We start from the raw sequence: 11,888 nt of genomic DNA on the forward strand, positions 1-11,888 counted from the left end.
CCCGCGCCTGCCGTGGCCGCGCCGGCTGCGGCGCCCGTGCCTAGGCCCGCCCCTGCGCCGGTGGCCGTCACCGCCGCGCACACCGCGGTGCCGAACAGCACGATGCGCAAGGTGATCGCGCGCCGCCTGTCGGAATCGAAGGCGAGCATCCCGCATTTCTACGTGACCATGGACATCGAGATCGACGCGCTGCTGAAGCTGCGCGCCGACCTCAATGCGCGTTCGCCGAAGGACGGGCCGGGCGCCTACAAGCTGAGCGTCAACGACCTGGTGATCAAGGCGACGGCGGCGGTGCTGCGGCGCTTCCCGGCCTGCAACGCGACCTGGACCGAGGAGGCGATCCTCCAGTACCACGACGTCGACATCTCGGTGGCCGTCAGCATCCCCGAAGGATTGATCACGCCGATCGTGCGCAGCGCCGACCGCAAGGGCCTGGCGGCGATCAGCAACGAGATGAAGGACCTCGCCGCGCGCGCGAAATCCGGCAAGCTGAAGCCGGAGGAATTCCAGGGCGGCGGCTTCTCGATCTCGAACATGGGGATGTATGGCGTGAGCGACTTCTCCGCCATCATCAACCCGCCGCAGGCCGGCATCCTGGCGGTCTCGGCCGGGCTGCAGAAGCCGGTGGTGAAGGACGGGGCGCTGGCCATCGCGACGGTCATGACCTGCACGCTGTCCGTCGACCATCGCGTCATCGACGGTGCGCTGGCGGCCGAGTTCATGCAGGCGCTCAAGCGCACCATCGAGGACCCGCTGAGCCTGCTGCTGTGACGGCGCTCGCGATCCGGGAGGCGGTGCCCGCCGACGTGCCGGTCATCGCGCGTTTCGTGCGCGCGCTGGCCGAGTACGAGAAGCTGGCGCACGAAGCCCGCGGCACCGAGGCCGATTTCCACGCCGCGATCTTCGGCACGCCCAGGCGCGCGGGCTGCCTTGTGGCGGAGTTGAATGGCGAGCCCGCCGGCATCGCGCTCTATCACTGGACCTTCTCGACCTTCCTCGCGAAGCACGGGCGCTGGCTCGAGGATCTGTGGGTCGAGCCGCGCTTCCGCCGCCAGGGCATCGCGAAGGCGCTTTTCGCGCGGCTGGCGGCCGATACGCTGGCCGAGGGCGGCGGGCGCCTCGCCTGGGCCGTGCTGGACTGGAACGCGCCCGCGATCGCCACCTATGACGCCATGGGGGCGGAGAACCTCAAGGAATGGATCACGCGGCGCCTGGCTGGCGACGCGCTCGCAACGCTTGCACGGGAGGCCGCGTGATGGCCGAGACATTCGACCTGGTGGTGGTAGGCGGCGGCCCCGGCGGCTATGTCGCGGCGATCCGCGCATCGCAGCTCAAGATGAAGGTTGCGCTGGTCGAGCGCGAGAACCTCGGCGGCATCTGCCTCAACTGGGGCTGCATCCCGACCAAGGCGCTGCTGCGTGCGAGCGAGATCAATCACCTGCTGCACAGCCTCGATGCCTATGGCTTCGCGGCCGACAATGTCCGCTTCGACTTCGCCAAGGTGGTAAAGCGTTCGCGCGGTGTCGCGGCGCAGCTCTCCGGCGGCGTGAAGCACCTGCTCAGGAAGAACAAGGTCACCGTGTTCGACGGCCACGCGAGGCTGGCCGGCCCCGGCAAGCTGAGCGTGAGCAAGGACGGCAAGCCAGTCGCGGAGCTCGCTTCGAAGCACATCATCCTCGCCACCGGCGCCCGCGCCCGCGTGCTGCCGGGGATGGAGCCCGACGGCAAGCTGATCTGGTCCTATCGCGAAGCGATGGTCGCCCCCGCGCTGCCCAAGCGGCTGATCGTCATCGGCTCGGGTGCCATCGGGTCGGAATTCGCGTCCTTCTACCTGAACATGGGCAGCGAGGTGACGCTGATCGAGGCCATGGACCGCATCCTGCCGGTCGAGGACGCGGAGGTCTCCGCCTTCGTCCACAAGGCCTTCGAGAAGCAGAAGATGAAGGTCATCGTGGGTGCGAAGGTGCAGGGCGTCCGCAAGGAGGGCGACGGCGTCGCTGCCATCGTCGAAGCCGGCGGCAAGGTCACCGAGATCAAGGCGGACCGCCTGATCAGCGCGGTCGGCATCGTCGGCAACGTGGAAGACCTTGGCCTGGAAGGCACCAAGGTGCAGGTGGACCGTACCCATGTGGTCACCGACGCCATGGGCCGCACCGGCGAACCGGGGGTCTACGCCATCGGCGACCTCACCGGCCCGCCCTGGCTCGCGCACAAGGCGAGCCACGAGGGCATCATCACCGTCGAAGCCATCGCCGGCCTGCATCCGCATGCGATGGACGTGCTGAACATCCCGGGCTGCACCTATTGCCGCCCGCAGGTTGCCAGCGTCGGTCTCACGGAAGCCGCCGCCAAGTCGAAGGGCTACGACCTCAAGGTCGGCCGCTTCCCCTTCATCGGCAACGGCAAGGCCATCGCCATGGGCGAGCCGGAAGGCTTCGTGAAGACGGTGTTCGACGCCAAGACCGGCGCGTTGCTCGGCGCCCACATGGTCGGCCCCGAGGTCACCGAGATGATCCAGGGCTACGGCATCGCCCGCACGCTCGAGACGACCGAGGCGGAGCTCATGCACACCGTCTTCCCGCACCCCACGGTGTCGGAAGCGATGCATGAATCCGTCCTGGATGCCTATGGCCGCGTCATCCACATCTGACTGGCGGCGCCTCAACCAGGCGAACTGGGACGAGCGTACGGCCGTCCATCTCGGTCCGCGCGGCTACGATCTCTCCTCGCACCGCTCGGGTCGCGGGGAGCTCGATGCCATCGTGGAAGCGGAGATCGGCGATGTCAGCGGTCTCGCGATCCTGCATCTGCAGTGCCACCTGGGCGATGACAGCGTGGCCCTCGCGCAACGCGGTGCGCGGCGCGTGGTGGGCGTGGATTTCAGCCCGCCGGCCTTGGATGCCGCGCGCAACCTGTCCGCGGAATGTGGGCTGAACAACACGCGCTTCGTGCTCTCGGACGTGCTGTGCACGCCGGCGGCGCTGCCGGAGGATGCCGGCGCCTTCGACCTGGTCTTCACCAGTTGGGGTACGATCTGCTGGCTGCCGGACCTCGACGCCTGGGCTGAAGTCATCGGCTACGCGCTGCGCCCGGGTGGGGCGCTCTATTTTGCCGACATGCACCCCGTGGCCCGGGTCTTTGATGACGAGGGGATTCGCGCAGCGGGCTTCCCCGGCTGGCGCTTCCCGTACTTCGAGCATGGCCCATGGCATTTCGACGATGCGGCCGACTACATGGACGCCGAGGCACGGCTTGCGAACAGCCGCACCGTCGAGTTCCAGCATACCCTCTCATCCATCCTGGCGGCCCTGCGCCGGGCGGGGCTCAGGCTCGACTGGCTGCGCGAGCATCCGGGGCTCGTCTGGAAGCCCTTCGCCGGTTGCGTCCGCGATGCGCAGGGGCTGTGGACCTGGCCGGATCGACCCTGGCTGCCCCTCTCACTCAGCCTGCGTGCGCTGAAGCCATGAGACCCTCGTCGGCAGCGGCAAGCGGTTCTATATGCTGGTCATGACCACGCGCGTCGAAATCGACCACCGCAGGGGCGCTGCCCGGCATCCGGAAAAAGCGCATCGCCCGGACAACCCCATCCAGCGCAAGCCCGCCTGGATCCGCGTGAAGGCGCCGACCCACCCGATCTATCACGAGACCCGCGCCCTGATGCGCGAGAAGAAGCTGGTCACGGTCTGCGAGGAAGCGGCCTGCCCCAACATCGGCGAATGCTGGTCGCAGCGCCACGCCACCATGATGATCATGGGCGAGACCTGCACCCGCGCCTGTTCCTTCTGCAATGTCGCCACCGGCATCCCGAAGCCGCTCGACACCGACGAACCGCGCCGCGTGGGCGAGGCGGTGGCGACCCTCGGACTGCGCCACGTGGTGATCACCTCGGTGGACCGCGACGACCTGCCCGATGGCGGTGCCGAACACTTCGCGCAGACCATTCGCGCCATCCGTGCCGCCGCGCCCGCCACCACCATCGAGATCCTGACGCCCGACTTCCTGCGCAAGGATGGCGCGCTGGAGGTCGTGGTCGCCGCGCGCCCGGACGTGTTCAACCACAACCTCGAGACCGTGCCGGGCCTCTACCCCACCATCCGCCCCGGCGCGCGCTACTACAATTCGTTGCGGCTGCTGGACCGCGTGAAGCAGCTCGATCCTTCCATCTTCACCAAGTCCGGCATCATGGTCGGCCTTGGCGAGGAACGGATCGAGGTGCTGCAGGTGATGGACGACCTGCGCTCTGCCGATGTGGATTTCCTCACCATCGGCCAGTACCTGCAGCCCACGGTGAAGCACGCCGCCGTCGACCGCTTCGTGACGCCCGAGGAATTCGAGGACTACGCCAAGGCGGCGCGCGGCAAGGGCTTCCTGCTGGTCTCGGCGACGCCGCTCACGCGCAGCAGCTACCACGCTGACCGGGATTTTGAGGCCTTGCGCGCTGCGCGCGACGCCGCCCTGCGCGCTGCGCGCGACGCCGCCCTGCGCGACGCGCGCCTGAAGGCCCCGGTCTGACATGCCCACCCACGCCGAGAAGCGCGTCCTGCGCTACACCCCCGAACAGATGTTCGACATGGTGGCCGACGTCCGCCGCTACCCGGAATTCCTGCCCTGGTGCGTCGGTGCGCGCATCCTCTCGCGCACCGAGGGCGAGCTGGTCGCCGACCTCACCATCGGCTTCAAGATGTTCCGTGAGACCTTCCGCTCCCGCGTCACGCTCGAACGCCCCGACCACATCCACGTGGCCTACGAGACGGGCCCCTTCCGCTACCTGAACAACCACTGGCGGTTTCGCCCCGTGCAGGGCGGCACCGAGGTCGATTTCTTCGTCGATTTCGAATTCCGCTCGCGCATCCTGCAGATGGCGATCGGCGTCGTGTTCAACGAGGCGGTGCGCCTGATGGTGCGCGCCTTCGAACGCCGCGCCATGATGCTGTACGGGCGCGCGACTGGTCCGGTGCCGGGCGCGCCTGCTCCCTCAACGACCGGCTAGCGCAGATCCCGATCAGGTGGAATCATCCGAACGGGGTCAGCATCTAGAGATGCACCAGCGTCGGCGCGAAGAAGCCGAGCGCGGCGAAGCCGACGCCGATCACGCCGAGTAGTCCGCCGGCGACCGCGAGCAGGCCGACGCCCGTGATCACGCTCGCGGAAGCCAGCACGATCCCGACCTGGAAGGCCGCGGAGCCGATCTCGTACTGGTGGTACGCCGCGAGTGACTTGTCGCGCCTGGCCTCCGCCGCACGTGCGCGCGCCATCAGTTCGCGGCGGCCCTCGCCCGTGTCGGGCTCGCTCTCCCAGCGCGCCGCGGTGCCGCGCCAGGCCTCCTGCTGGCGCACGACCTGCGCGCGGGCGGCCTCGGGCAGTGCCGGCAGCGCGAGTTCCGCGTGCTCGGCAGCGGTGCGCACCGTGGTCTGGCGGATCGTGCGCGCCTGGAAGAAGGCCCAGAGGTTCGCCGCCTCGATGTTGCGGCTGATCGCCTCGGTCTGCTGGCTCTTCGCGCCTGTCTCGGCCAGCGCCAGGAACAGGGCCAGCACCGCGATCAGTAGCGCGACACCCTTGTTGGACCCGTGATCGACATGCGCGCCGCCAGCCATCGCTTCCCCTCCGCTCGACGAAGGCCCCGGTGTGCCCAGCCGTGGCGATTCGCGGAAGGGGTCAGCGTGGAGCGCCCTCGCCGATCCGGTGCAGCAGCCGCCCGCCGTCGCACAGCGCCATCGCCACCAGGATCTCCCTCGGGCGCGGCGCGTCGCCCAGCGACACCGTGATGGCGTCGAAATGCCCGCGCGACCAGGCATCGTCCTTGTGGCCCAGCGGCAGGTCCAGCGCCGACCCCACGGCCCCTACCTTCGCCGCCGAGGGGATCAGCGCCGCGCCGCCGCCGATCGCCGCGCGCAGCGGCGCGCCCATCTTCGGATGCAGCAGCGCGTGGGCGTGCTCGATCTCGCCCGCCGCGCCCACGATCGCACCCTTGCCATAGGACACCGCAGGGCCCGGCAGCATCCGCACCAGATCGGGTGCGACGCGCGCGGCGAGCTCCGCGCCGGCCTCGATCAGGTCCGTCAGGTCCGCCACGAAGCGCCCGGCGAAGGGGTTCGCGATCACCACCATCGCCACCGCGCGCACCACCGGCCGCGCGCCTGCCTCGCCCAGTTCCGAAAACGCTTCCTCGCGCAGCAGCGCGATCTTCCGGATTGCGGCCATGCGGGCCCCCCTCTGGCCCAATCCTCGCGCGGGGGGCATCCTGCGGGCAACACCAGCCAGGACGAGACGCCCATGGTCCATGCCCCGAACCGCCCGCCCGCCGGTGCGCCCCCAGTGCGCATCAACCTCTATTCCGACACCCAGACGCGCCCCACACCCGCCATGAAGGAGGCGATGATGCGCGCCGAGGTGGGCGACGAGCAGCACGGCGACGACCCGACGGTGCACGAATTGTGCGACCGCATGGCCGCGCTGATGGGCAAGCAGGCGGCGATGTACCTGCCCTCGGGCACCATGTGCAACGTGATCGCCATCCTCACCCATTGCGGAAAGGGCGACGAGGTCATCGCGCACGAGACGTCGCACATCCTGCATTCCGAGGGCGGCACGCATGCCGCGCTCACCGGCGTGCAGATCATGCCGATGAAGGGCCCGCGCGGGATGTTCACCGCCGATGACGTGCGCGCCGCGATCCGCCCGAAGACGCGCTACGCGCCGCCCCAGCGCCTGCTGGAAGTGGAGCAGACGGCGAATATCGGCGGTGGTGCGATCTGGCCGCTGGCGCAGTTGAACGCGGTCGCCGAGGTCGCGCACGAGCAGGGCTGGTCCACCCACATGGACGGCGCGCGGCTGATGAATGCCTGCGTGGGTGCGGGCATCGCCGCGAAGGACATGGTCGCGCACTATGATTCCGTCTGGCTGGATTTCACCAAGGGCCTCGGCGCGCCGCTCGGCGCCGTGCTCTGCGGGGATGAGGAGTTCATCGGCCGCGCCTGGCGCTGGAAGCAGCGCCTGGGCGGGTCCATGCGCCAGGCCGGCATCTGCGCCGCTGCGTGCATCTACGCCCTGGACCACAACATCGACCGCCTGGCCGAGGATCACGCCAATGCCAAGGCGCTCGCCCGCGGCCTGCGCCAGATCCCCGGGGTGGTGGTGGAGGAACCCGACACCAACCTGGTGTTCTTCGACATCCGCGGCGCCGGCATGACGGTCGAGCAGCTGCAGGCGAAGCTTGCGATGCGCGGCGTCGCGGTCAGTGGCCTCGGTGGGCGGGTGCGCGCCTGCACGCATCTCGACGTGACTGCGCCGATGATCGAGGAAGCGGTGAGCGAAATCCGCACGGCCCTGGCCGCGGCATGACGGGCGCGACGCGGCCTGCATCACGGGCCGCGTCGCACTGGCGGTGCATCGAAAGGCGGGACTGCGACGCCGCAGCGTGGCCGGCGCCCCGGTCGTGCCCTACAGCATCCGGCTCCAGGACGCCTTCGGCCCGATATCCACATGGGTGAAGGACCCGTACCAGCCCACGCCCATGAAGCCGAGATGCTGCGAATACATCATCGCCAGGCTGCAGATATCGGCCTGCGGCAGGCCGGGGACCACGATATCCGCCGCCATGCCGCGCATATGCAGGCTGTTCGGCGCCGCGAAGGGCAGGGAGGCATTGGTGGCCGGCGTGCGGTATCCCGAGATGAGCCGGATCGGCCGCGTATAGGCGAAGCGTTCCTGGATCAGCGAGAGCATGTCCACCAGCAGCGTCGGGATCGGCCCGGCGATGTTCTCGCGCAGGTCGCGGAACAGGTGCTGCAGCCGCGCCAGCGCACGGATGTCGTAGTCCTGCCCGACGCGATAGGCGATGGCCACTTCCTCGCGCGCCTCGTTCTGGATCCAGATCCAGCGCTGCCGTTCCTGCAGCGCGGGTGCGGGCGCGATTTCGCGCATGTCGATGATCTGCGGCGCGACGGGATCGCCCGGCGCCGGGTTCGCGCGTGCCGCAGCAGCTCCGGCCGCGACCGCGGGAAGCGCCGCGAGCACGGCGCGCCGTCGCAGGCCCACGGGGCGGGACAGGTCAATCATGCCTTAACCTTGCGCCGCGCCCCGCCGCGCGAGCAACCGCTCCGGCGAGTCGCGCGAAAGCTGTGCCGTGGGTGTTGCCTGCGCGCCGCATCCCCGCCGGCTGCGCTCAATCCGCACTGGCGCCGGTCAGCCGGACCAGTTCCTCCATCAGCGCTAGGTCGCGGCGCTGCAGGTCGGCCATGGCCTCCGCGCCGCCGCCGACCGGCAGGTAGCCCAGCTCGAGCATGCGGCGGTTCACCTCGGGCGCGCGGATGGCCTCGGCGATGGCATCCGACATGGTCTGCACGATGGCCCGCGGCAGCCGCGCGGGGCCGAAGATGCCGATCCAGGAATTGAAGGCGTAGCCCGGCACGGTGTCCGAGACGGGCGGCACATCGGGCAGCGCCGGCATGCGTTCGGTGCGCGTCACGCCCAGCGGGCGCACCTGGCCCGACTGGATGAAGGACATGGTTTCCGCGAGCGGCGAAAACACCAGGTCGAGCCGCCCGGCCACCAGGTCGGCCATGGCCGGCGCGCCGCCGCGGTAGGGCACGTGGGTGAACTGCACGCCCGCGCGCTGCTCGAACAGCGCTGCGGCGAAATGCTGCGTGCTGCCGACGCCGCTGGTGCCGATATTGATCCTGCCTGGATTGGCGCGCGCATAGGCGACGAGCTCGGCCACGCTGGCCAGTGGCAGGGATGGCTTCACCACGATCACCGCGGCGCTGACCAGGATCAGCGAGACCGGCGTGAAGTCGTTCGCCACATGGAAGGGCAGGGCGCGATAGAGGAACTGGTTGGTCGCGTGCGTCCCCACCGAGGCGACCACGAAGCTCTGCCCGTCCGGCGCGCTGCGCGCGACGTTCTCCGAGCCGATGTTGCCGGCCGCGCCCACGCGGTTCTCGACCACCGCCGGCTGGCCGAGCCGGTTGCCCAGTGCATTGGCCACGAGGCGCGCCGTGGTGTCGGTGCTGCCCCCGGCGGCGAAGCCGACGACGAAGCGGATCGGCCGGTCGGGCCGCCAGGCCGACGCCTGCGCCAGGGCCGGCACGGCGGGAAGCAGGGGCGCGGCAGCGAGTGCGCGCAGCAGGCCGCGGCGGTCCATGGATCGGCGTCCTTCCCAGTCCTGCGCGCCATGTGCCCGGCGCGCTTCCGGACTAGGGGAGGCGTGTGCCCGTGCGGTGTCAAGCCGTGCGGGCGTCAGGCCCCGGCCATGGCCAGCGCCGCCGCCACCGTCGCCGCGCGCACCGCGGCGCGGTCGCCGGGAAACACGTGGCGCTGCACGACCGTCGGCCCGCCGCGCCGCGCGCAGCCGATGAACACCAGGCCCACCGGCTTGCCGGGCGTGGCACCGCCCGGCCCGGCGATGCCGGTGCAGGACAACGCGATGTCCACCTGCGCCGCGGCCAGCGCGCCCTCGGCCATCTCGCGTGCGACAGGCTCGCTCACGGCGCCATGGGCGGCGAGGGTTTCCGCCCGCAAGCCGACCATGCGCATCTTGGCCTCGTTGGAATAGGTGACGAAGCCGGCCATCACCACGCTCGACGACCCCGCGATCGCGGTCAGCGCCGCGGCGATCAGCCCGCCGGTGCAGGATTCCGCGGTGGCGAGCGTCAGGCCGCGCGCCTCGAGCGTCGCTAGCAGAACCCGCGCCTGATCGAGGGTCGCCTCCGGCAGCATCACCAAAGCCCCCCCGCCAGCAGCAGCACGGCGCCGGCCATGGCGCCGGCGATCACGTCGTCCAGCATGACACCGGTCGCCCCCGGCAGGCCATCGGCCCAGGAGACCGGCCAGGGCTTGGCGATGTCGAAGGCGCGGAACAGCGCGAAGGCGGCGGTAATGCCGATCCACCCCCAGCCGGCGGGCACGGCAACGAGGGCCAGCAGCATCCCCGCCGCCTCGTCCACCACGATCCAGCCGGGGTCCTGGTCGGCGGCTTCGGCGAGCACGGTGCGCACCGCGACCCAGCCCACGAGCGTCACCGCCGCCGCCAGCACGAGGCACGCGACCGGCCCGAGCAGCGCGGCCGGCAGCACGGCCAGCGAGCCCCACGTGCCCGGTGCCGGCCGCAGCCGCCCGATGCCGCCCAGCGTCGCCACGGCCAGCGCAGGCGTCACGTCGGGACTGCCCGCGGCGGCAGGGGGGCCTCGGCATCGTTCATGGAAGCCCCGCGATGAAGGCTTCCAGCGCGGCGGCCGCCGGCGCCTCGCGGAGCGTCGGCGCATGGCCTGTGCCAGGCAGGCGCACCAGGTGCATCGCCGGCTGCGCCCGCTGCATCTCCGCCACCGTCGCGGCCCCCAGCAGCCGGCTCTCCTCGCCCCAGACCAGCATCAGCGGCCGTGTGGCCAGCGCGCCGAAGAAGGGCCAGAGGTCGGGTGGCGGGCCGGCCGCATCGCCCACCGCCTGCTGCCCGATGCGGATGTCCCAGCGCGGATGCCAGCGCCCGTCCTCGCCCTCGGCATAGGTGCGCGCCGCGAAGTCGCGCCACCCCGCCTCATCGAGCAGCGGATTGGGCGGATGGCGTTCGCGCAGCCACGCCAGCGTCGCCTCGAAGGACGCGCAGGCGGGATCGGTGCCGATGAAGTCCACCACCGCCTCGCGCCCCACAGGTTCGATGCGCGGGCCGATGTCGTTCAGCACGGCGGCGGTGATGGCGGCCGGGCGCATCACCGAGATCGCCATGGCCACCAGCCCGCCGAAGGAGGTGCCGACCAGCACCACGCCATGCAGGTGCAGCGCGGCCATCGCGTCCATCACGTCGCGGATCAGCGCCTCGGGCCGGTAGCGGCGCGGGTCGGCGGCGCGCGCGCTCTCGCCATGGCCGATGTAGTCGAGGGCGACCACGCGCCTGCGCCCCCCCTGGTGCGCCGCGATGGCGCCGGCATCGAGAGCGGTACGGCAGATGCCCGAGAGCACCAGCACCGGCGCAATGTCTGCCGGACCCGGCCATTCCAGCGCCGAGATCGCGAGCCCGTCGCGCGCCGGGACGCTGACGCGGCGTGGCGTCACGGTGCTTGCCGCAGGTATCGCGCCAGCGGATGCTCGCGCGATGCCGCCGCGGCATCCTGCGCGCGATAGACGATGACGTTCTCGATCACGCGCTGGACGTAGTTGCGCGTCTCGGTGAAGGGGATCTGCTCGATCCAGTCCAGCATGTCGAGATCGCCCCCGCGCGGGTCGCCATAGGTGCCGAGCCACTGGTCCACGCGGCCCGGGCCGGCATTGTAGGCGGCCGCCGCCAGCGGCAGCGTGCCGCCGTAGCGCTCCAGCATCTGGTCGAGATAGGCCGCGCCCAGGCGCATGTTCACCTCGGGGCTGGCGGTCAACTGCGCCACCTGGAAGGGCTGGCCGATCCGGCGCGCCACCAGCTGCGCGGTGGAGGGCAGAAGCTGCATCAGCCCGCGGGCATTCGCCCCGCTCACCGCCTCGGTGTCGAAGTTGCTTTCCTGGCGCGTGATGGCGTTGATGAAGGCGGGCTCGGGGTTGGTCACGGGCGGCGTGTAGGGGGTGGGCCAGCCGACCGGCAGCAGCATGTCCCCGGCCGCGCCGGCGCGCCGCGCCACCCACACCGCGTGGTCCTGCCGGCCGATATGCGCGGCGAGGCGCGCGGCCAGCATGCGGTCGGTGCCGTCATTCGCCAGGTCCTCGAGCCGCAGCAGGAAGACGCGCGCGCGGCGGCTGTCGCCGAGGTCGGCGAGCGTCAGCACCGCGCGGGTCAGCTCGCGCGCCGTGAAATCCGCCGCGCGAGGCGGTGTCACGGGCGGCGCGGCGGCGCGCGAGACGCGGGCGGACAGCCGCGCCGCATCCTCGCCCAGCGCCAGCGCGCCGAGCTGGCCGCAGAAGGCGACGGG

15 protein-coding genes are annotated in these 11,888 nt (G+C 70.9%); 7 read left to right on the forward strand and 8 right to left on the reverse strand.

From position 1 onward, the window contains the following. The 6 genes from HW578_RS15720 to HW578_RS15745 form a co-directional block, all read left to right on the forward strand. The coding region (locus HW578_RS15720; protein ID WP_232479005.1) for a 2-oxo acid dehydrogenase subunit E2 at positions 1 to 771 on the forward strand (771 nt) is incomplete at its 5' end. Further along, the gene (locus tag HW578_RS15725) at positions 768 to 1,256 is read left to right on the forward strand and encodes a GNAT family N-acetyltransferase (RefSeq protein ID WP_198371498.1); all 489 of its coding nucleotides are present in this window, start codon (positions 768 to 770) and stop codon (positions 1,254 to 1,256) included. The genes HW578_RS15720 and HW578_RS15725, both read left to right, overlap by 4 nt. Next, positions 1,256 to 2,650 carry a dihydrolipoyl dehydrogenase gene (gene lpdA / locus HW578_RS15730; protein ID WP_198371499.1) on the forward strand — a complete coding sequence of 465 codons (1,395 nt, stop codon included), beginning with the start codon at positions 1,256 to 1,258 and terminating at the stop codon, positions 2,648 to 2,650. The genes HW578_RS15725 and lpdA overlap by 1 nt, the downstream gene beginning before the upstream one ends. Next, positions 2,628 to 3,467: a class I SAM-dependent methyltransferase gene (locus HW578_RS15735; protein WP_198371500.1), complete on the forward strand. Its 840-nt coding sequence runs from the start codon at positions 2,628 to 2,630 to the stop codon at positions 3,465 to 3,467. The genes lpdA and HW578_RS15735 overlap by 23 nt, the downstream gene beginning before the upstream one ends. Positions 3,468 to 3,507: 40 nt before the next feature. Continuing rightward, a complete protein-coding gene (gene lipA / locus HW578_RS15740; RefSeq protein ID WP_198371512.1) occupies positions 3,508 to 4,512 on the forward strand; it encodes a lipoyl synthase in 1,005 nt (334 codons plus the stop codon). A gap of 1 nt (position 4,513) precedes the next feature. Next, positions 4,514 to 4,990 (forward strand): type II toxin-antitoxin system RatA family toxin, encoded by a 477-nt coding sequence (locus HW578_RS15745; RefSeq protein WP_198371501.1) that lies wholly within the window; start codon positions 4,514 to 4,516, stop codon positions 4,988 to 4,990. A 43-nt stretch (positions 4,991 to 5,033) separates the two neighbouring features. Here the strand turns inward: HW578_RS15745 and HW578_RS15750 are convergent, their stop codons facing one another. Both HW578_RS15750 and HW578_RS15755 read right to left on the reverse strand, forming a co-directional pair. Continuing rightward, the gene (locus HW578_RS15750) at positions 5,034 to 5,594 is read right to left on the reverse strand and encodes a DUF4337 family protein (RefSeq protein WP_198371502.1); all 561 of its coding nucleotides are present in this window, start codon (positions 5,592 to 5,594) and stop codon (positions 5,034 to 5,036) included. Positions 5,595 to 5,655: 61 nt separating this feature from the next. Then, positions 5,656 to 6,201: an amino acid synthesis family protein gene (locus HW578_RS15755; RefSeq protein WP_198371503.1), complete on the reverse strand. Its 546-nt coding sequence runs from the start codon at positions 6,199 to 6,201 to the stop codon at positions 5,656 to 5,658. 72 nt (positions 6,202 to 6,273) lie between these two features. Here HW578_RS15755 and HW578_RS15760 point away from each other — a divergent pair, with 72 nt between their 5' ends. Continuing rightward, the gene (locus tag HW578_RS15760; RefSeq protein WP_198371504.1) at positions 6,274 to 7,341 is read left to right on the forward strand and encodes a threonine aldolase family protein; all 1,068 of its coding nucleotides are present in this window, start codon (positions 6,274 to 6,276) and stop codon (positions 7,339 to 7,341) included. 99 nt (positions 7,342 to 7,440) lie between these two features. On the opposite strand, the gene HW578_RS15765 is transcribed toward HW578_RS15760, so the two are convergent. The 6 genes from HW578_RS15765 to HW578_RS15790 all read right to left on the reverse strand — a co-directional run. Continuing rightward, positions 7,441 to 8,058 carry a YcbK family protein gene (locus HW578_RS15765; protein ID WP_198371505.1) on the reverse strand — a complete coding sequence of 206 codons (618 nt, stop codon included), beginning with the start codon at positions 8,056 to 8,058 and terminating at the stop codon, positions 7,441 to 7,443. Positions 8,059 to 8,164: 106 nt separating this feature from the next. Further along, positions 8,165 to 9,142, reverse strand: a complete 978-nt coding sequence (locus HW578_RS15770; protein ID WP_198371506.1) for a Bug family tripartite tricarboxylate transporter substrate binding protein — start codon at positions 9,140 to 9,142, stop codon at positions 8,165 to 8,167. Positions 9,143 to 9,237: 95 nt separating this feature from the next. Continuing rightward, positions 9,238 to 9,717, reverse strand: a complete 480-nt coding sequence (locus HW578_RS15775; RefSeq protein WP_198371507.1) for a CinA family protein — start codon at positions 9,715 to 9,717, stop codon at positions 9,238 to 9,240. Next, positions 9,717 to 10,154: a phosphatidylglycerophosphatase A family protein gene (locus tag HW578_RS15780; protein WP_369407905.1), complete on the reverse strand. Its 438-nt coding sequence runs from the start codon at positions 10,152 to 10,154 to the stop codon at positions 9,717 to 9,719. The genes HW578_RS15775 and HW578_RS15780 overlap by 1 nt, the downstream gene beginning before the upstream one ends. 40 nt (positions 10,155 to 10,194) lie before the next feature. Next, the gene (locus tag HW578_RS15785; RefSeq protein ID WP_198371509.1) at positions 10,195 to 11,046 is read right to left on the reverse strand and encodes an alpha/beta fold hydrolase; all 852 of its coding nucleotides are present in this window, start codon (positions 11,044 to 11,046) and stop codon (positions 10,195 to 10,197) included. Beyond that, the coding region (locus tag HW578_RS15790) for a lytic transglycosylase domain-containing protein (RefSeq protein ID WP_198371510.1) at positions 11,043 to 11,888 on the reverse strand (846 nt) is incomplete at its 5' end. The genes HW578_RS15785 and HW578_RS15790, both read right to left, overlap by 4 nt.

This window comes from Roseomonas rosulenta (assembly GCF_016106005.1).
Lineage (GTDB): Bacteria > Pseudomonadota > Alphaproteobacteria > Acetobacterales > Acetobacteraceae > Neoroseomonas > Neoroseomonas rosulenta.